The 20,205-nt window shown below is 32.3% G+C and carries 21 protein-coding genes; 4 read left to right on the top strand and 17 right to left on the bottom strand.

The window, feature by feature from the left end:
* The 3 genes from EAL49_RS03880 to EAL49_RS03870 form a co-directional block, all read left to right on the top strand.
* On the top strand, window positions 1–220 hold a 220-nt coding region (locus tag EAL49_RS03880), incomplete at its 5' end, for a DNA methyltransferase (RefSeq protein WP_120829066.1).
* A 265-nt stretch (window positions 221–485) separates the two neighbouring features.
* Entirely contained in the window at window positions 486–1,142 is a 657-nt protein-coding gene (locus tag EAL49_RS03875; RefSeq protein ID WP_120829056.1) for a ParA family protein, read from the top strand.
* 78 nt (window positions 1,143–1,220) lie between these two features.
* On the top strand, window positions 1,221–1,505 hold the full coding sequence (locus EAL49_RS03870) for a hypothetical protein (RefSeq protein ID WP_120829054.1): 285 nt from the start codon (window positions 1,221–1,223) through the stop codon (window positions 1,503–1,505).
* A 26-nt stretch (window positions 1,506–1,531) separates the two neighbouring features.
* On the opposite strand, the gene EAL49_RS03865 is transcribed toward EAL49_RS03870, so the two are convergent.
* Window positions 1,532–3,529 (bottom strand): relaxase/mobilization nuclease domain-containing protein, encoded by a 1,998-nt coding sequence (locus EAL49_RS03865; RefSeq protein WP_120829052.1) that lies wholly within the window; start codon window positions 3,527–3,529, stop codon window positions 1,532–1,534.
* A 349-nt stretch (window positions 3,530–3,878) separates the two neighbouring features.
* Here EAL49_RS03865 and EAL49_RS03855 point away from each other — a divergent pair, with 349 nt between their 5' ends.
* Complete coding sequence (locus EAL49_RS03855) at window positions 3,879–4,151, top strand: hypothetical protein (protein ID WP_001016462.1); 273 nt, start codon at window positions 3,879–3,881, stop codon at window positions 4,149–4,151.
* A gap of 220 nt (window positions 4,152–4,371) precedes the next feature.
* Here EAL49_RS03855 and EAL49_RS03850 read toward each other — a convergent pair whose 3' ends face one another.
* The 16 genes from EAL49_RS03850 to EAL49_RS03775 all read right to left on the bottom strand — a co-directional run bounded on the left by EAL49_RS03850 (window position 4,372) and on the right by EAL49_RS03775 (window position 20,196).
* Window positions 4,372–6,063 carry a type IV secretory system conjugative DNA transfer family protein gene (locus EAL49_RS03850; RefSeq protein WP_423750150.1) on the bottom strand — a complete coding sequence of 564 codons (1,692 nt, stop codon included), beginning with the start codon at window positions 6,061–6,063 and terminating at the stop codon, window positions 4,372–4,374.
* Between the two features lie 540 nt (window positions 6,064–6,603).
* Window positions 6,604–6,861, bottom strand: a complete 258-nt coding sequence (locus EAL49_RS03845; RefSeq protein ID WP_000427016.1) for a hypothetical protein — start codon at window positions 6,859–6,861, stop codon at window positions 6,604–6,606.
* Window position 6,862: 1 nt separating this feature from the next.
* Window positions 6,863–7,336, bottom strand: a complete 474-nt coding sequence (locus tag EAL49_RS03840; protein WP_000753930.1) for a hypothetical protein — start codon at window positions 7,334–7,336, stop codon at window positions 6,863–6,865.
* The gene (locus EAL49_RS03835) at window positions 7,333–8,304 is read right to left on the bottom strand and encodes an ATPase, T2SS/T4P/T4SS family (RefSeq protein WP_001013681.1); all 972 of its coding nucleotides are present in this window, start codon (window positions 8,302–8,304) and stop codon (window positions 7,333–7,335) included. The genes EAL49_RS03840 and EAL49_RS03835 overlap by 4 nt, the downstream gene beginning before the upstream one ends.
* Window positions 8,301–8,603 (bottom strand): hypothetical protein, encoded by a 303-nt coding sequence (locus EAL49_RS03830; RefSeq protein WP_000227831.1) that lies wholly within the window; start codon window positions 8,601–8,603, stop codon window positions 8,301–8,303. Before EAL49_RS03830 ends, EAL49_RS03835 begins: the two co-directional genes overlap by 4 nt.
* Before the next feature lie 2 nt (window positions 8,604–8,605).
* Window positions 8,606–8,926 carry a hypothetical protein gene (locus EAL49_RS03825; protein WP_120829047.1) on the bottom strand — a complete coding sequence of 107 codons (321 nt, stop codon included), beginning with the start codon at window positions 8,924–8,926 and terminating at the stop codon, window positions 8,606–8,608.
* Complete coding sequence (locus EAL49_RS03820) at window positions 8,919–9,212, bottom strand: hypothetical protein (RefSeq protein ID WP_120829045.1); 294 nt, start codon at window positions 9,210–9,212, stop codon at window positions 8,919–8,921. Before EAL49_RS03820 ends, EAL49_RS03825 begins: the two co-directional genes overlap by 8 nt.
* A 69-nt stretch (window positions 9,213–9,281) precedes the next feature.
* Window positions 9,282–10,541 carry a DNA type IV secretion system protein ComB10 gene (locus EAL49_RS03815; RefSeq protein WP_120829064.1) on the bottom strand — a complete coding sequence of 420 codons (1,260 nt, stop codon included), beginning with the start codon at window positions 10,539–10,541 and terminating at the stop codon, window positions 9,282–9,284.
* On the bottom strand, window positions 10,541–12,073 hold the full coding sequence (locus EAL49_RS03810) for a TrbG/VirB9 family P-type conjugative transfer protein (RefSeq protein WP_120829043.1): 1,533 nt from the start codon (window positions 12,071–12,073) through the stop codon (window positions 10,541–10,543). The genes EAL49_RS03815 and EAL49_RS03810 overlap by 1 nt, the downstream gene beginning before the upstream one ends.
* Entirely contained in the window at window positions 12,073–13,236 is a 1,164-nt protein-coding gene (locus tag EAL49_RS03805) for a VirB8 family type IV secretion system protein (protein ID WP_120829041.1), read from the bottom strand. The genes EAL49_RS03810 and EAL49_RS03805 overlap by 1 nt, the downstream gene beginning before the upstream one ends.
* Before the next feature lie 115 nt (window positions 13,237–13,351).
* Window positions 13,352–15,385: a type IA DNA topoisomerase gene (locus tag EAL49_RS03800; RefSeq protein WP_120829039.1), complete on the bottom strand. Its 2,034-nt coding sequence runs from the start codon at window positions 15,383–15,385 to the stop codon at window positions 13,352–13,354.
* A gap of 2 nt (window positions 15,386–15,387) precedes the next feature.
* Window positions 15,388–17,811 carry a VirB4 family type IV secretion/conjugal transfer ATPase gene (locus EAL49_RS03795; RefSeq protein WP_033752327.1) on the bottom strand — a complete coding sequence of 808 codons (2,424 nt, stop codon included), beginning with the start codon at window positions 17,809–17,811 and terminating at the stop codon, window positions 15,388–15,390.
* Window positions 17,804–18,070, bottom strand: coding sequence for a hypothetical protein (locus EAL49_RS03790; protein WP_001173700.1), 267 nt, complete (start codon window positions 18,068–18,070; stop codon window positions 17,804–17,806). The genes EAL49_RS03795 and EAL49_RS03790 overlap by 8 nt, the downstream gene beginning before the upstream one ends.
* Window positions 18,071–18,373 (bottom strand): virB2 type IV secretion protein, encoded by a 303-nt coding sequence (locus EAL49_RS03785; protein WP_120829036.1) that lies wholly within the window; start codon window positions 18,371–18,373, stop codon window positions 18,071–18,073.
* Window positions 18,370–19,896, bottom strand: coding sequence for a toprim domain-containing protein (locus tag EAL49_RS03780; RefSeq protein WP_120829034.1), 1,527 nt, complete (start codon window positions 19,894–19,896; stop codon window positions 18,370–18,372). Before EAL49_RS03780 ends, EAL49_RS03785 begins: the two co-directional genes overlap by 4 nt.
* A gap of 6 nt (window positions 19,897–19,902) precedes the next feature.
* Window positions 19,903–20,196: a hypothetical protein gene (locus EAL49_RS03775; protein WP_001160325.1), complete on the bottom strand. Its 294-nt coding sequence runs from the start codon at window positions 20,194–20,196 to the stop codon at window positions 19,903–19,905.
* Window positions 20,197–20,205 lie beyond the last annotated feature (9 nt).

The following is a 20,205-nucleotide window of genomic DNA, read 5'->3' as shown; positions in this document are numbered from 1 at the left end:
TAAAACTCTAATAGACGATTTAGCCAAAATGAGCAAAGACAGAGATTATAAGCCTGTGTTCAACCCTAAATCTAAAGAAGTCTTAAAGAATTTGAACGCTGAAAAAAGAGCGAGCTTAGAGAATGAGGGCGTAACAGAAGAGATAAAAGAACAAGCCAACCAAGAAGCGCATAGACCAATGAAAAAAGCGGCTAATGATGATTACGACATGGGGATGTGAGTTTCACTAATACTTTCAATAACATATTTTTAAATAATGTTATTGAATTTGGCGTAACGCCTTTTAATATTCTTTTCTCTAAACTTTCCCCTTTTTAGAAACACTCTAAAAAACCACCACTAGTAAAACACTGCTAACCATTACAAAAAGAACTAACAGATAACATAACTATTTACAATAAAATAGTATTAAGTTTTTCTATTTTATATACTTTTAAGCTATTTATCTTTAAAATATATTTAACAAAATTCTAAAGGAATAAGCGATGATAATCACCATAGCTAACGAAAAAGGAGGGAGCGGTAAATCCACTTTATGCTTGAACTTGTGCGTTCAATTATTGCTAGACAAGAAAGATATTGCCGCATTAGACACTGATAGCCAAAAGAGTTTGGAAGTGTTCAACAATATTAGAAGCGAAACAAGTTTGCCCAATTTCACGCTCTTTAATCGCACAGGCAATATCACAGACACCTTAAAACAGATGACGGATAAATACGAATACATCCTTATTGATACTAAGGGCGAACATTCCAAAGAAAGCCAAAGGGCTATGCTATTGAGCGATTGGGTGCTAATACCCACCACGCCAAGCCAACTAGACATAGCGGTGTTATTAGACATGCTAGAAAGGATTAAAGACATCCAGGCGTTGAATGAAAACTTGAAAGCTTGTATTGTGATGAACCGCATCCCTACCATCCCTACCCTTAAAGAGAAAAAAGCCCTCATTGATTTTATCCACCAAAATAACGCTAATGAAAGCGTGTTTTTAATGGATAATCTATTAAGCGAAAGGATAGCTTATAAGCGTTCAGTGAGTGAAGGTATGGGGGTAATGGAATACAATGACCATAAGGCTAAAAACGAATGGTCTCAATTCTATGATGAATTGAGTGGGTATTTAGGGGGCAAAAAATGAAAGGGTAGAATTAGTTTAATTCTAAATAACGCTTAATTGTGTTATGATATTAAAAGTAATCTACTTTAAAGGATAAACATGGAATTTAAAAATACTAAAAAAGACAAGCTAAGCGATTTAGAAAACCGCTTTGAGAATGCCAACAAGCATGAAACAAACCAACATGAAAAAGAAGACAGGAAAAAAGCCCACACGCTCTATATTTCAGAGAAAGTGATGAATAGCGTAGAAGAGTATTTGAATGAATTTGGAGCGTTCAGGGAAAATAAAAGCGTGTTTGTTCAAGATTCTATTGTTTTTTATTTAGAATACAAGAAAAGAGAAATGAAGCAAATGCTTTTAGATAAGGCAAGCAAGTTGTGATTTCACATCATACCTTGTTTGTAAGGCTATCTTTCAAACCTATCATCTCTAGTGTATTGCTTCAAATTGTGTTTTGGTTCGGTATTTCTTGAAACTTCTTGTTGCATTTTTTGCACATTTTGTAAAGACACCATTTCTTGCAACACTCTTAGCGTTATATTAGCCACACCCTTACTTACACTCTTTTGCAATTCTAATTCTTTTTCTAAAAATTGCAACGACTTTTTAAGGCGAGTTAATTTTTTGCCATTATCTTCACATTCTAAAATCTCAATTTGCAGTCGCTCTTTTCTTTCAATACAGAAATTTTTTCGTTTTTTTAAAAGCTCAATGGTTTCATTTTCTCTTTGGGCAAGATTTTTTAGAAGTTCAATGTAAGAGTGATTAGTCTCATTAACATTTTCAGCCCTTAAAGTATCGCTTGCAATCAATGCAATATTGTTTAAATATTTTAAGTGTCTATTAAGAGCGAATGAATTTGTTTTGTCATTGAGTGCTAACTGTGAATAAGACAAATAGTTATACACAATACCTAAAGCATTTTTAGTGTCATCGTTATGTTCTTTAATTTCTTTTTCTAACAAAATAAGATTTTTAGTCATCGTTTTGTTTGCACCATGATGTTGTAATGGCTTTAATAATTCATAAGCTTTTCTTTTTTGAACAATTGCATGATAAGCCTTATTGAGAGCATGAAATTTATTGGGCATATTAATATAGTTAGAGCAAGCCTTATCAAGTGCATTTATTTTTTGCTCTAGTGTATGGATTTTCTTAACGCTATTATAAAAATTTTGTAGCTCTTTAAAAAATTCATTGAATGCTAGGGCTTTTTGTTTTAGTGCATTCAAGCGTTGTCTTTCTAAAAGAGAAGTCTTTTTGTTTTTTAAAGCTTTATCAAAATTCTTGATATGGTAATTATTTTCCTTAACTTTTTTGTAAGTTCCTTTTTTCAAAATGCCCAATTCTTTTAAGTCAGGTTTAGTGGATTTTTCTTTTAAAAACTTTTCAAGCCATACCATATGCTCATCATCTATTTCAAAATTTTCTTCTAAAAGCTCAATCGCTTTTGAAGTGATGATTTTAATTTTAATGAAGTCTAACTTGTCTAGTTCTTTGCTTTTAACACTAGCTAGAAGTTTCATTTCCCTATGAGCATCATCATAAGCCTTATCAAAAAACTCATTATGATTAAAATTTTGTTTAAATTGTTCTTGACCTTGTGAAATAAGTTTGGATAGCTCTTCGTTAATTCCAGCTATTCTTTTTTGAATATTAGGCTCATTAGAATAATTTAACCTACCATGCGAATGGATATATAACTGGTCTTGAAAGCTTTCTCTCAATTGAAAAAAGAATTCCCTAACATGCTGTTTATTAGCAAAGCGTAATTGTTTGCCTGTAAATTTGTGGGTCTTATTGATGATTACATGAGCATGTGGTTTGTTTTGGTGTGTATGGAGTTTAATCATAAAAGGATAGTCATATCTTAGCACATCAATCAAAGAGTTATGAACGCTTAATTCTAGAATTGCTAAATTACTAGGATGCAGATCTTCATCAAGGCTAAAAACTAAATGCATAGCCATGTTTTTCAATCTAGGATTTTTACTTCTCAACTCAGTGAAATCTGCATTCCAATCGTTAGCAATAATGCCATAATCAATCCATCTAAAAAATTCATCTCTAACCAGCTCGCCATCTTTAGCAATGTAATCCATTGCCTTGTTAGTGTGGAGCTGTGCCATGTTGCCTATGTTTTTGATCACAACTTGTTTTTTAGAATTGGTTTTCATATTAGAGTTCAAAGTAGAAGTTTCAATTTGAGAGATGAAAGTTTTTGCGTATTCTTTAATAGCTGCTGTAAAAACTTCATCATAAGATCGTTTGGGTTTAGGAGTTTTTTTAGGGCGTATCTCTTCATATTCAAAAAGAGATTCTTCCTCATCGTCTAAAAGAATTTGACATATTTTGTAAGAATAGTGTTTCTTTTCTATTCTTTTAAAGTTTTTCAAACCACTCAAAAATTCTTCCCCTTTGTTGTAAACTTGATTTCGCTTTTGGTATTTCAAAAAGGTAAAAAAGTCCCTAATAGAACCCAAATTTCACACCATTTATTTTACCAAAAAAATGGTGTTTTTTCAAGACCTAAAAAAGGGCAGGATAACACTCAAAAAGAAAAAAATGTGCACTTTTTGAGTAGGGGTGTCTTACGCAGACCACTAAATAAGGTGGTTACGGCGTTCCTTAAAAAAACCTTAAAAATGAGAACCCTTTTTTGGCTCTTTTTTTGAATTTTGCTAGAAGATGCTACAATACTAGAAACTCAAATAACGGAGTGAATTTGTGATGACTGAGTGGCAAAAGAGAAAATTGAACCACCAAAGAAAGCTAGATCGCTTAACAAAATTTCATTATGAGAATAAAATGCATTTTGAAATCATGCGTTGTGCTGTGAAAAAAAATTATCAGTTGTCGCCTGAAAAAGACAGAGAATATGAAAATTACATGATCAAGGAGTTGAGAAAATTCTATCGCAAATTGCAAAGCGAACTGAAAAAAGGCAGAGTGTTTGGAAAAGAGTTGTCGCACTATCCTAAAAAATATCAAGAAGAAATTACTTATCTCATTGAAAATATTTGGTGAAAAATTTTACTTTTTCTTTTTCAAGTTTTGATTGCTTTTAAGAACTAACTTTCTTTATTTTTAGCTAAAATCTTGTGTGCTTTGCCCATAACAAATTAAGCACTATATTTTTTAAAGGTTGTGTGTTTTGATGCATGAGTCAAGTGCTTAAACCACAATGCTAAAAGTTTACAAGTGAAAAAAGTTTGCCTTGATGGGTGAAATACTTATACAATCTTTTTTACAATTTGGAAAACACTTCTTCATTAGGTTTGACTTCCCAATTCAAGCATTCTGTCATTTTAGGATTTCTAAAATAGTAATTCGCTTTTAGTTTTAAAGGTTTGGCTTGATGACCGCCTACTAATATAATCACTTCATCTTTGTCAATATTTAGAATATCTTGCGGACTGATCAAATCCCATGCCTCTTTGCCTATACTAGAAGTTCCACCCATAATAAGCTGTCCTTTTTCTGTAGAATGGCTTCGTGTTTTTCTAGTCATCTTGCCGATTTCATTAGAAATTTGTTGTGCGTATTCATAATCGTTCATTCTAAAAAGAACTCTATAATTCACCGTGCCGTTTAAAATCTTAGCGTCTTCTTTGCCATAGTATTTTTCAATCATTGCATTGCTTTGAGTGATGTAAAGCAACACCACTCCATAACTTCTACTTAATGCTGGCATTTCTAACAAGAAACTGAGTTTGCCAAATCTAACAAACTCATCTAGTATAAAATAAATTCTTTCATCAAATCTTTTACTTTCTTTTAAAAGCAAGTTTTTGCCTATGCTTTCTAAAAGCACCCTAATCAACGGAGCAATAATGTCAATATCTGTTTGAGCGATTTTAATGTAAAGAGTGATATTATCTTTTCTTAGATCTTCATATTCAAAACTCATTTTAGAGGTTGCTCTTTTAACTCTATAATCCGTGAATACTTGCATAAATCTATCAAAAGTAGATTTGATAGAGCTAAATTCCTTGGTGTTAGTATTCGCCCATCTGTTTGCATAAGAACGCATGAAAGGATCTAGCATGCCTTCTTCTAAAATAGGCATTTTGTCTTTATCTAGCTTCAATTCTAACTTGTTAATTGTGCCATCATAGTTTTCTTTCTTGTCAATATCAATGTAAATTTGTTCAGCCACTTGTTGATACCATAATTTCCTAACATCAACATCAACAATTTGTATAGGTTTTTCATTAGCGTCTTTATCTAACATGTAAGTGCCATCATTATTCATCTCAAAACCACCACCTTCTTCTTTGCTTTTTTCAACACATTTAAAAACTTGTGGATAGAAACGCCCTCTTTTATTGATCAAAGGAGTGTAGTTTTTATCTAATGATAAAGCAATTTCAAAAAGGGTGGTTTCTTCATTGACACATAGCTCATACAATGCATGGAAAGTAAAGACATTCTTAGCTTGTTCTACCCAATGAGGGTCTTGAGATTTTTCGTTAAAGATAGTGTTAGCAATCTCTTCAACCAAACGACGTTTTTCGCTAAAGCTCATTTTATAAACAATCTTCTTATCAAAAGGATTGAAGTATAAACTATTATCTGTTCCATAAGGATTGAAAATAAAAATCTTATTTTTAAAATGCTTTTGCCTGTATCCAGCCGTTAAATTGCACAATTCGCCTTTGATGTCTAACACCACACAAGAGCTAGGCACGCTCAAAAGTGTTGGGATAGCCACTGCAGAAGTTTTACCAGCACCAGGAGGAGCAACAATTAAAGTGGAAAGGGGAGAATTATAATACACTACTTTAGCTCTAGTCATCACATCATACACGCCTAAAGGCAGTCCATTATCAAAATTTAAGGTGATGGGATTTTCTTTTTTTAAGCCTAATAACATAGAGACTTTTAGGTGTCCTAATAAGTTTTGGTAATAAGTTTTTTGACTTTTAAGCATCAACATCAAACCGCTTAAAAAATTTTCATAAAAAATTTGTCTTGTTATAATCTTTAAGGCGTTGTAGTAGGTTTTGAAATCAAAAATCCTAAAACCTGTTTTATCTTCAAATACTCTTTCATTACAAAAGATTATTAAGTGCTTTTTAAAGATGGCAAAGATGCTTAATGGAGCAAATAAAAACAGAAAAAACAAAGCACAAATGGATTTAACCCAAGAAACAAGCGAGTATTTATAGGTTTCAATATCTTTAATGCTAGCCCATTTAGCCTTACCATGACTATTCATATTCGCACCTTTAAAAAACAAATAGATAGTGAAAATCAACGGAGTAAGAGCGTAGATAAAAGCTAAATAAATTTGGGGCTTAAAGGATTTAAAATGCTTTAAATTTGCAAAAATTTCTTGACTGAGCAAAATGCTAGAGTGAAAACTTTTTAAGTCCATTAAATAGAATAATGCAATTAAAAATACAATAGGTACTAATACAATACTTAAAGAGTAAATAAAAGGGCGGTATTTATGCATGCAGTGAAGTCCAGTGATTTAAAATTTGTTGAGAAATTTGTCTATTTCTTTTTCTAGAAGTTCTTCAGCGATTTTGAGCTTTTCTTCTTGGCTATCTTGAGCGTTTTCTAACAAATTTATTATTTCATTAAAATTCATTAAAAGATTAGAAAGACTTTTATCTAATTCTTCTCTCTTGGCTATATTATTTTGCATAGCAATAGTTTGTTTCAAATTTACAACGCTATGTTGCATGCGAAGTAAAATGATAGAAATTTTTTGGTGAAAATTTTCCATACTAATCCTCCGTTATTATTTTTTTGTATCCAATCAAGCTACTTAAAATAACCTTTTTTAAAAATTGTGTTTCTTTAGCATAAGAAATAAGTTGTATCTCTATTTGCTTTAAAGAAGTCTCACTGAGAATAGTAGAAACCTTATTTTCTTGTTGCAATAAAACTTGAAGATTTAAATGATGAGCGATTTGGTTTAAATTATTAAAAGTTGCATTCAAGCCCTTATAAACTTGATTAAGATTTTTCATATAGACTAAAAGACTTTTTTTAAGGGCTTGATACTGCGCTAAAGATTGCGTGTTAAGATCGCTAGAATGGCTTAGAATACGAGTTTCTATATATTTAGTCATAGGCATATAGTGATTTTTAGATAATTCTTTGAGTTTCTCATAAGCGTTTTTCTCTAAAACCAACACTAAGCGTTTCCCACCATTTTTAAGTTTAGAGTTTTGATAAGGTTTGGTCGTCTTTTTCATTCGTATCCTAAAAGTTGTTTTAAATCTGTTTTGACATCTAAAAAATCTGTAATTTCTCTCTCATGGGTTTTATAATTAAATTTCAAATAGATTAAATAATCCATTCCAGCACAAAAATAATTTAAAAGAGCGGTTGGGCTTACTTCATTTCTGCTTATTGCCATATTCATAGAAATAGCTTCAAATGCATCTTTAGTGCTATTGGCATGTAAAGTACTTATCATACCACTATGTCCTGTGTTAGAGAGCCTTAAAAATAAAGAAGTGTTTCTTGTGTCAAGTTCGCCAAGCAAAAGCCTTTTAGGTGTCATTCTCATAGCCGAGTTTAAAGCTTGCTCATAGGTAAAAAAGCTATCTTCATTTTTTCCTACCAAAATGTTAACTTGATTAGGATTTTCCATATGTAATTCAGGACTATCTTCTATAGTAACCACTCTATCTTCTAAAGGAATAAAATTGAGTAAGCAGTTTGCAAAAGAAGTCTTACCGCTACTTGTCCCACCTACGATGAGCATGTTTTTTGCATCCATTACTGCATTGATAATTTGTTGGTAAGTCATGTTTTTCTCTAAACATTTTTGAGAAAGTTTAAAACTCTCAATAGGGAATTTAAAAAGACTGGGTATTCTAATATTGATCGCAATATTACTATTAGCAATAACACTAGGATGTAAGGCATGCACGCGAAATTGTGTGTAAGGTATAGAAGTAGCGAGCTGTGGGTGCTTTAAATCAAACATTTGATTTCTAAAATTCGCTAATTGTTCGCAAAAAGTGATCAAGTAATCTTGACTGAACCTTTCATCAGCCACTAATCTCATAGAAGAGCCTTTAGCCAAATAAAACTCTTTTTCTTTATTAAACATGATTTCATTGATGGGCATTTCTAAATAAGGCTTTAAATCTCTCACAAATCTTTGCAATACTAGTGGGAGTTGCTCTTGTTTAGAATTGAAAAGACCGTTCATTTATCTGCACCTTTTTCTATAAAACCATGATATTGTTCACCATCTTGAATTTTAAAGGTGCGTGTCTTTTTAGCGTTAATTTCTCTTCTTAATTCTAATAACTCCTTATTGATATTAGCTAACGATTTCCTATAACTCACTAGTCGTTTGTTAGCCAATCTGTTTTTTTCCTTGTTTTCCATAATAAGGAATCTTTCTTTAATGACCTTGTCATTGTAGAATTCTTTCTTTCTTAACAAAACCTCTCTTTTTTGTATTAGATCTTTCAAAAAGCCCAAACTCTGTAACTTATCTACCATTCTTAAACCTTATGATTTAGTTTTTTGAAATATCCTAGTTTTTTAGCACTAGTTATAATTTCCCCACTTTTAGCATCCAACTCATTATCAATAGCTTTTCTTTTGTTTAAAAGCTCTTCAAATTCTTTTACAAGACTTTCATAGCGTTCTTGTTCAACATTTTGCGTAATAACATACTTGTTATACTCCTTTAAACTCTCTTCGTAGCTCTTTTTGTTTTTAGTGTATTGTCTAGATCTTTTCACAACTTGATTGTTCTTGCTTTCGCCGGTATTTTCATTAGTTTTTTCAGCATCATGAATATTTTTTAATTCATCAATCATTATTATAAGTCCTTTCTATATCAAAAATAATTTCAAGCGTTTTCTCGTTTTGGATAATCTTGTTTGAAAAATGCTCTTCGGTATTTAAAATTTCTGAAACCAGTCTTTCAGTAATCCTTGCTTGCATTCTCGATCTTGACTCTTTGGTTTCATTTTCTAGGCGTTTATCCATAACTTTTCTTAATTCCATTTGCGTCTCTATTGCTTTTTTGCAAAGCTCCACATATTCTGCATCTTTGCTTTCTTCTAGAGTGTTCAATAATTCTTCTTCAAGGTTGAGTTCCATTAGCAATCCTTATGTTTAATATTGTATTTTAATTTTACACTATTTAGAATAAAATTATTATTAATAATGCTATTTTGTATCATTGTTTTGCTCCTTTTCTTCATTAAAGAATTTCGCTAAGACTTCATTGTTTTTAGGGATAGGAAACCAAATATCCGTATTAGGACTAATAAAAATATGGCTTCCTTCTCTAATAGTGATAATGGGCTTAATCCTTATTTGCTCTCGCATGATTTGAGCGATAATATTATTTAGGCTGATACCAGTTTGCCTTGTCATTTGCATCATCATGTAATCTCCAAAATAGTTTTGGTTAAAACCACCCCTTTTGTTTTTCATCGCTTCGGTAAGACCGCTAGTAAGACCTATGAGTAGCCCATTTGACAAGGTGCTTAAGGATAAAGGAATACCATAGCGTTCCCAATATTTGTTATGGAGTGTGCCTATCATGCCATTATAACCCTTGACATCAGCTCCCTTAGCATCGCTTAGTATGATATTGACCCCTTGAGGCGTGATTATCCTATTCCAAGCAATTTCTAATCGGTATTCTCCTATTTTGTTATTGGAGTTGTAATAACCTATGGCTCTACTCCCTTTAGGGATTAAAACCGCTCTACCCATCGTTGCGTATATATCGCTCTCCACTTGAGCGACTATCTTACTCCCCCCTATTTCACTGCTAATAGGAGTGATCAGAATGGCTGGGATCATCCTGTCAGCTGTAATCGTTCTTAAAAGTTTGTTTTCACTGCTCGCTACATTTTTTCTTTTAAAATTTTTAAACCCGCTAGAGCCGTATTCTTTTTCAAGCTCTCGTTTTTCTTTGGATTTTGTGTTAGAAACACTATTTTTTATAGAGATTGGAGGCTGTGTTTCTTTTTGAGTGCTAATACGAGACGCTAAAATCACCAGACGGAATTTTTCTTCTTCATTAGCGGTATTGTAGTTGAAGGATGGACTTTGTGGTTTAATAAGTGTTTTATTAAAATCCTTAGGCAAATTTGGTAAGTTATTAACTTGTTTTTGAGTGGCTATAATATTGCAATCATCATCTATTAAATTACCCTTATTATCTGTTATCTGACCCTTACAAGATTTTTTAATTTCTTCTTTCTCTTGTTTAACGACATTGTTCTGTGGTGGGATTTCCTTTTTATCTGCTTTTTTGTAGAGATAGTCAGAAATTGGAAACTTGCCTTTAACATAATTTCTCACTGATTTAGGCGAGCTATCATCATAAAGGAAAAACCATGCACAAAAAATAAGCATCAAAACAATAAAGATACTTACAATCGGTGCGTTTCTAATTACTCTAAAAAAGCCCATCATTTTTTAATCTCTTCATTAGGGTTCGCTTGAATTTGTTTTGGGGTGTTATTCAGCCCCTTTTGATGCTTCTCTAAACCATCAGTGGTTTTTAGTCTTTCAATATAGGGGATAGGCACGCAATATTGGGTTTTGATGGTGTGTTTTTTAGCGTTCTTTTTCAAATCTTTTTGCAAAGGCTTAGGAGCTTTTATGATGTTTTTAACCTCTTCTAAAGTCTTAACTTCTTCTTCATTTAAGGCTCGGCATTCTTTGCTTGGAGTTTGGTTTTTGATTTGAGCTAACAACTCCGTTACGCTAATGGCATTTTTAGGTTGAGGCGTAGTGTCTTCAATCAAGTGAATGTTGTTTCGTTTGGCTTTCATGGCTTCATCTTGCTCTAAAAGCCTTTTTAAACGCATGAAGTCCTTAGATTTTTGGTATTTGTGCTTATCTCTTCTTACGCACACATATTCCTTACCGCTCCTTAAAGTCCATTTTTTAGAAACATCTTCAGCAATAATGTAATTCCCTACAACACGGCTATTGATAGGATTATCATACCCATCTACAACCTTATAGGTGTAAGGAAATTTTGAAAAGGCTTGATCTCTGTCGTATCTAAAATAAGTGTATTTGCCATCATCAAAGACATCTAGTGCCTTTATATCAAGCGCGTCATCACTGGGTTTTTTATAGAGCCACAAACTCCACCAGGTGCGTTTGTGTTTGGGTTTTTGCAAATAACCACGATTGATTTTAGCTTTTTCAATGAAAATGTGATTGACTTCATCTCCAATTCTTATAAACTTGCCATCATCAATTTCCTTGCTCTCATAATTGATTTTTCTATAGTCAAGCTTTTGCTTATCTTGTTTATTAGAGCTATTCGTATCTGTTTCTGTTTTAGCCAATTGTTCTTGCTCTCTTTTTTCTAGATCGCTCTTAGACAAAATATTGAGCTTACCGATAGCTCTTTTATTAGAGACAAACACTGAAAAATAGCTTTGAAACTTGCTGGTGTAAGTGGTGCTAAACAAGTAAAAAGTATAAATTGTCCCGCTTGCTCCGACTACAGTTAGGTTTGTATCCACCCCTATAAGCAAGGGTTTGATCACTAGCATGTTGGATAAATCGTAATGATCGTTAGTAGGGTAAGTGAGCTCAAAACCGCTAGGATCTCCTAAGCTCACATAGATAATAGGATCATTGTCAAAAATAAAAGTGGTAGTCATCGCATAGCGTAAGCGGATTTTATTGGTGTTGCCTGCCACATATAAGACATTGAAATTATTGTCTTGCAATTTTCTATTTTTAGAAAAATACACGCTCTGTAAGGCTTTTAAATCCATAAGCTGTTTGGCTTTTTCTTTGTTTTCTTGCTCTTTGAAACTTTCTAAACTATCAGATTTTGCTGGGATAAGATTGTTGTTTTCTTTGCCATGTTCAAAAGAACTTGTAGGATCAGTTTCATTTGCATTGTTCCTAAAAATATCCTCTTCAGCACTAAGCAAAGCGCAATACAAAAATAGCGATAGGGTAAATTTTTTCATTATTGTTCCTTAACATCTTCATATTGGCTCATGTGAGGGTCTTTTTTCTCGGTATGGATAATCCTAGATTTCACACCATCATCTTTGACTTTATTTTTTTCATCCAAGTCTTTTAAAATCGCAATTTCAGTTACATCGTAACCTGTAACAATAAAGCCTGTAGGGTTTAAAGACATGGAGTCAAAATTGATTTCTTGCTTTTTGAATTCAAAACTCATCACCACTTTATAGCGCTTTAAGCTCTCTAATTCTCCACTATGATACAAGCTCACTTCAATGTCAATATAGGCTAAATCTTTATCTAAATAGATATTTGCAATCTTTACTTTTCTTGTGAGTAAAGGATTAGTGTAAATGCTGTCATAATGAGCGATGAGTTTTTCAAATTCATACCATACCTCATTGGAACTTTGCTCTTTAATGGTGTTTTGACGCATTTTTTCATGTTGTTTAATATGAGTAATGCTTTCCCTATTTAGCACATACGCTCCCACTAATGAACGAATAAGAGCTTTATTGGCTGTAATGGTGCTATCTGCCTTTTGAACTAAAGCAAAATTTTCTTTATTGTTAGAAAATTGCACTAAATACGGCTCTTTTTGTTTTAAGGGCAACAGAATAATCAGTAAGATAATAAGCAACGCTGTTGTGCCAAAGAAGAAACACGCTACATAAAAGATATAATCGCCTAATTTTTTCTCTAAATGATAGATAACGCTTGCATCTCTCACTTCTTCAAAGAGCATTGTGGGGGCAATACTTTTATCAAATCCTATTCTAGAGAAAAGGTTTTTAAAAATTCTTTCTTTTTTTTCTTGGATTGTCTCGTTTTGGGGCGTTTCTTTTTCTTCTGTTTCTGTCATAGGCTCTTCTACAAACTCTTTAGTTTCACTGATGATGGTTTGAGTGGGCAATGGCAAAGAAAACAAATCGTTAGGCTGGTTTTCTTGAGTGTCTTGATTTTCTTCTTTTGTGTTGTTGCCTGCTTTAAGATTCTTTTTGTTTTCTAATTGTTTTAATTCATTTTCAATTTCTTCTAAAAGCAAAGTTTGTTCTTCATTCTCTTTTAGATCGCCCCACAAATCCATGCGCCTTTTAGTTTGTAATTCTAAATTTTTTAAATCGCCATGAAATTGTTCTAAAGCTTTGCTTCTTTTTGACATCAACTAGCCTATGGGTTGATTTGAATGAAAAAGGCACAAGGGCTTTTATACATTTCATATTGTTTATTAGAACATCCACTTAGTGATAACAAAATTATTCCTATTAAAAATATTCTCATTTCTTTGTCTTTTTGTATTTATCAATCCATTTAGAGATAGCGAATTTGTTATTCAATATTTCATTGATTGGCATTTCTAATTTACACTCTTCACAAATTTTTTTAACCAGATCCAGTTGTTTTTGACTAGGTTTTTCTTTAATATGCTCTGCAATCCAATCAGAACATTTTTCCTTGTTCTGCAAGATTTCTTGACTGGGTTTTTGTAATTTTTTATCTTTACAAATTTTGTCTATGAGTTCAAGTTGCTTGTCGGTAGGCATGTTATTGTCAGCAGATTTTGTTTGATAAAACTTGGAGGTGCTTTTTAACTTGCTTATGACTTCAGACATAAACTTTTCATAACTAACTTCACCCCTCATGATTAAATCCAAGCATTCTTCAAATTGTTTGGTAGTGTTTCCTAATTTGCTCTTATCCTTGCTTGTAAGAGCGATGAAATCCACTTCTTTATCTTTTTTGAAAAATGAAATCACTTCTAATCCTTGACTAGTAGGGGTGATGGCGTTAGTTTTTGTATCAATGCTAATATATTTACGCTTCAAAAGAATATCTAAGAAGCTCGCATAAGTACTAGGACGACCAATCCCCTCGCTTTCTAATAAGGGAATAAAGGCACTTTCTTTATAAGGTTTAGGACTAGGTTTTTCTATTTCTTTAATAAAAACTTCTTTTAATGGGACACTATCATTTTCTTTTAATGAAAAGTTTTCTATTTCATTTTCTTGTTCTTCCTTGTTAGGTTCTTCTTTGCCTTGAATGAGTTCTTCAATCTCTAAAAAACCCTTTTCTTTTAAAAGTTTGAAAGAGAGCTTAAAACTCTCGCTTTTAATTCTAAAGATACAATCATATTGATTGTATAGGGCGTTTTTACTTTGAGAACAAATTGTATTGGCATAAATAAGTTGATACAACTTCAGCGCTAATTCTTCGCTTATTTTAGTGTCACTGCACACTTTTTCTAAGTCTTTTAAAGCATGCAGATGTGTAATTCTTATGGCTTCATGTGCTTCAGCTTGTGAATTTTTACCAGCCTTATATTCCCTGTATTGATAAACACTCGGATAAATAGGTTCAAAAAACGCTTGATGCTCTTTGAGATACTCAGGACTTAAAAATTCACTATCAGTTCTGTGATAAGTGATGAGACCAGCTTCAAAGAGTTTTTGAGCAAGCTGTGCGATTTCTTTAGTAGGTATTTTTAAGGCTTTACTCGCTTGGGATAAAAGTTTAGAAGTGGTGAAAGGTTTTTTGGGTTCTTTATTATAAAGACTTTCTTTTAATGAAGCTAGAACGCTCATAGATCCTAATCCGTCCTTTAAATCTTCTAAAAATTGAGATGCTTCGTTTTTGTCTTTAAATTTAAAATCCACTAGTTCGTTTTTTTCATTCGCCCTTACATGCTTAATAATCACTTCTTTTTCATTGCACACAATCTTAGCTTGGATTTGATAATCTACTTTTTCTTCACCATCCAACTTATCAAAATCCCTTATTTCTTGATCTCTGTGGCAGATTAAAGCTAGAGCTGGAATTTGTACTCTACCAGCGCTCAATTCACTAATGTTTAAACTTTTTCTTAAATAGTTTGTTAGAGCAAATCCAACAACCTGATCGCTTGCAATCCTGCCTAAGAATGATTGATATAAATTGGTGTTAGAACGAGAAAATAACACCGCATTTTTTAAGCCCTTTTCAATACCGCTTGGTGTGATCTCATGAAATTCTGCACGATAAATTTCACTAGCTACATTTTTAATTTTTTTATAGAATTGATAGCCAATACCATAGCCCTCTCTATCAGGGTCAGTAGCGATATAGACTTTTTTGTCCCTACAAGCATTAATTAAAAAATTTATTTTCTTAGCTTTTTCTTCTTTGATTTCAAACTTACAAGCAAAATTATTTTCAATATCTACGCCTATAAGGTTAGTAAAATGCCCTATAGTTGCATAAACTTCCGCACCTGTTAGTTGCTTAATCTTTTCAACTTTATTAGGGCTCTCAATAATAATCACGCTATCTTTCATTCCTACTCCTTTGTCAAATAAATTTCTTTGTAATCTCTTGGATTATCCTTTTTAAGCATTTCCAGTTCAAAAACGCTAGATGCGCTAGAGCTATACGCTCTTAAAAATTTTTTATTGGTGCTGTTTAACTTTTCTAAGTTGATCTCTAAAAATACGCTAGATTGAGTGAGGAGGTTTTTCACTAATATTTGCCTAGCGTTTAATGGTGTTTTGTTTAAAAAGGATTTTTCAATAGGACTTAATAAAATGCCATAGCTCTCTAATTTCTCAAAATTGCTTGTAGGATAGAGTATGACTTGAGCGGCATTTTCCACAATGGACTTTGCTCCCTCTACACCATCAAGTTGGTTAATGTCTTGAAAGGCTAAAGTTAAAACCCCATTGAGTTTTCTAGCTTGAGCGAGTGTGTCTTTGATTTTAGCTAACATGATGGGATTTTCAATAACAGATTTTGCTTCATCAATGAATATATAAAAAGGCTTGTTTTCTAATTTAGCTCTGTTCATGACTTTATAGAATAGGTATAATACTGCCAAGTGGAAATCTTTTTTATTACTAGAAAGAGCGTCCATATCAATAACGGAAAGCTTTTTGGCAAAGTCTAAACAATCAGTAGAATGCTTGTATAAGTCTTTTGAGCCCTCTTTTTCTAAAATGTCTTTGCTATCTAAATAGTCTCTTTCTAGCGTGTCTTTAAAATCCTTTAACTTAAAAATAGCACCCCCTTGTTTTGTGATATTGTTATAGCAAACTCTGATCGTTTTAGATAAGGCACTTAAAGTCTTTTTTTCTTTCTCATCTTTAGTATATTCATCAATATTGAGCATGAACGCTAGCCAACTCACTAAAAAGGTGCAATTAGCGCTTGTATCTTTTAAAGAAAACGGATTAATGTAAAAATCATTGCTATCGTTGTAGTGGCCATCTAAAAACTCAGTCATCACACGCATGCCATTATTTCTATCTAAAGCCAAAATACTTAAATCTTTATACTTAAAACAATTAGTGATTAAAAATTCAATTAAAGTGGTTTTACCAGCCCCTGTGCCACCAAAGATGATGGTATGACCTGATACCATATCATCTTTTCTTTTTGCCTCATAAGCATGGAAATTGAATAAATAAGGCGATTTGTCTTGGTTTCTAAAAATAGTTAAATGGCGGTTACCCCATGAATTTCTAGAAAAACCACAATTTTGCTTTTCTAATATGATTAAAGAAGCAATATTTTGACTAGACAACAAACGCTTTCTAAAATTCAAGCGATTACGATTGGGGAAGAAGCTAAAAAACATAGGAAGCATGCCAATACTTTCTTGTGTGTTTACAATGCCTTTTTGTTTGAGCAAGTTGGCAATTTCTATACAAGCACTATCTAAATCGGTTTTAGTTTTGGCATGAACTAAAATATTTAAAGAAATCTCTTGCATTAAAACTCTGTCTGTTTTAACCATGTCATTCAATTCATCAATTTCAACTCTAATACTCTTATTCGCTCTTTTTCTTTTAGTTTCAATCTTTTTTTCAGCCTTTGCTTTAGGAATATTGTCAATGTTTAAAATCACATCAAATTCTAAAGATAAATGCAACACTGAAGAAAGAGCAGTGCTGACAATTTTGTCTATATCATAAGTCTTAATGCTGATGAAACGCTTGAAAATCTCTTTACCATTATGAATGTGAGTGAAAAAATCTTTTTTAAAATGCACATCAGAATTGATCATGCCATCATGCAAACGACCTCTAGCAAAAGTGTATTCACTAGGAACGCCATTGATATATTCCGCATAAAAATTAAGCAAACTATTGGCGTCTAATTTTTCTACAAACAAATTGGAAAGCATGCTTTTGACATTATTGATAATGCTGTCTAATATTTTAGATTTATCTACTAAATTAAAATTATCAAAGCCTATGAAATAGTTTTCTTGATATTTAACTTCATTTTGTTTATCACTTTCTTGAATATTTTCTAATTCATTGGTAGTGATTTTTTTCTTAAATCGTTCCAAATAACCTTTAATGCTATCATTCTTAGTTTCAAAAATTAAATAATAGAAATTTTGATAGACATCCTCAACCCCTTGCTCCCATAAATTGATAACTTCTAATGCAAAAGGATTACTTATCTCTTCTTGAGTATATTCATGGTGCATGAAAATCTTACGCCTTTTAGCTACGATTTTAAAATGCACTCCATCTACAATTTCATTAAGAGCTAAAATGCGTTCATTAAATTTTTGCCCTATTTCTTTGTCATCTAAAGATAAATAAGAAATTCCCTCTAGCTTAAGAGCACCCACAAGGTTTGATTTTTCACTTAAAAGATAATGCTCATTGTAAATGCCTACAATGTTAGTTTCTTCTTTCATGCTATAACGCTTAGGAACTAGCGAGCATAAAGAATTAAAAACTTTCTCAAGCATAATAACTTCTAGCTCCTGTTCTTAAGGTGAAAAGGGCGTGCAAAATGGCTGTTATATCTTCATCAAAAAATTCTAAAATGTAGAATACAAACACACAACTAGCCATTAAACCCATAGCATAAAGTGGTTGGAATGAAAGTAACCATGCCGACATTAAGAAGCTAACAATCCAGCTATCCAAGTTTAACCCCAAAAAAGTTTCTCTTTTGCTGATTTCTCTAATGTTGGTACTTTCAATACAAACAATATGCAATGCCATCTAAAATAACCATTGACTTAAAGTTTTAGCATTAGAAATAGCAGCGGTTATAATGATAATCCCAGCGCATTTCCAACCAATTTCTCCAAGCCTGTCCCAATTTTTATAGGCGTAAATGCAAGTCCCAACAATGATTAGACCACCGATAGCTTTGATAAAATCATTACTTATGAAATCCAATATTTGAGTGAATTTTTGTCTGTAATCTGGTGCTGCCAATAAAAAACTAGGCATTAACATTGCCAAACTCATCATTCTGCGAATTTTCTTAAACATTCTTATTTCTTTATGTTTTGTTTTCATCTTTCATGTCCTTTGTTTTGAGATTGATTGTTGGTGTAATAGACAGAATTAGCTACATATTTAGATCCAAAGCCATGATCTTGTTGGTAACCATTAAACACTCCTTGTAGTAGTTTAGGTTTTGGCATTAGATCTTGTAGTTTTTGTAATTGGTTAGCCAAGATGCTTTTTTGTAATGGTGTGGTAGTAGGGTTTTGCATTTTTTCTTTAGCATCAAATAAAAAATCTTGTAAAATCATATTGCTAATTTGCTTCAATCCTAATGCTTTAGCAATTTTCAAATCATCGTTCGCATCTTTACTGATAGGCGTATAGATATTTGGAATTTCTTTAGTGTGAGCGTAAAAAATTTTTTCCAAAATAGCATTGAATTTTCGTCCTTGTTCATCATTATCCATTGCTAAAATAATATTAAGACTTAAATTAGGAATTTTTGGTTCTTTTAGGCGTAAGGCTAGAGCACTAGGTTTAAAAATGGGTTTAGGGATAAGATTATTTTTATCTCTTATGGGCGAGAAAAAGGGGTCATTAGGGACTTTTTTAGGGTCATTATTGTGTTTAGCTAACTCTTTAGCACGCCATTTCTCATATCTTTTTTGAAAATTTGTGTAATTTTCATAGTACCCTAATTGCTTGTTGTAGCGATCAATTTCTTTGTGGTATTCATTGTATTCCTTACACTTATGAGTGTTGATGGTATTAAGAAATTTATCTACAAATTTTTGCATTCTTTCTTCTGTGAAATTACCAATAGTAGAAATAATAGCTGTTTGATTGGAATCAAGCCCTTGCATTTCTAACACGCTTAAGCCATCAAAAACGCTTTCAGCCACAATAATATTTTGAATATTTTTAGTATTTTGTGGGCATAAAACTTCAAAACCCTTGATAGAACCTGCTTGCATTAAGTGTTTAGTGGGAGTAGTAGCTCCTTGCATAGTGAAAGGTTTGGACAATCGCTTGTTATACCCACTTTGTATCAAATTTCCATTATCATTGACTAAATAGCAAGGCACGCATAAATTTGCATGTTCATCTTCTTTAAGTAAATGATTATAAGGTTTTAGTAAAGTTTTATCCAAAGAGCGGCTATCTAATAAAGTATGAAACAAATCTGAGCTTTCTGTATCGTAGGTAGGGAGCTTTTCAAATTGTTTCACCACTTTTTGACGCTCTGCTTCTTGTTCTTTGGTAATGATTGCATAAAGCTTGGAATTGTTATATTTGTAGTTTGGCTTATCGCTAATTTCTAAATCATCTCTGTTTTTGAGTAAATCATTAAAATCTAGCCCACGATTTTTACAAAAGGCGATAATTGTGCCTTTATCTTCATCATTATGAGTGTTGAAATAATGATAACTCCCATCAGGCTTTCTTGAAACAATAAGTGTGCCTTTAACGGTATCGTATTCATTATAAAGAGCCGGATTATTTTTGCTTGATTTCTCTACTTTGTGTTTATAACCATTAGAAAGTAAAATTTCATCTAATGGTAAGAATTGTAAATTAGCGATATAAGCCATAGTCTTTTACCCAAATCTACTTTTTTTAATATTTTTGGCTAGTCTCATTTCATAATGTTTGGTTCTCACATCATACAAAACACGATCCATTGCTTGAGTGAGAAATTTCATGACTTCAATCGCTGTCTCTATTTCGTTGATTTCAAATAACAATCTCATAGCGATTTCAACTTCCCTATGCACTGTTTTAGGTAGATCTTTCACCAAAAGATTTTTGTATTCTTTGTTTGTAGGGTCAAAGCCTTTAGGAATCACATATTTTTGTGAAATTTTTAACTCTTTTTTGAGTGGAAATTGCATTTTTTATCC

The sequence above is a fragment of the Helicobacter pylori genome (genome assembly GCF_003637665.1).
Classification (GTDB): Bacteria; Campylobacterota; Campylobacteria; order Campylobacterales; family Helicobacteraceae; genus Helicobacter; species Helicobacter pylori_CK.
The sequence above is the reverse complement of the archived record's forward strand: the minus strand, read 5'-3'. Positions and strand labels throughout refer to the sequence as shown.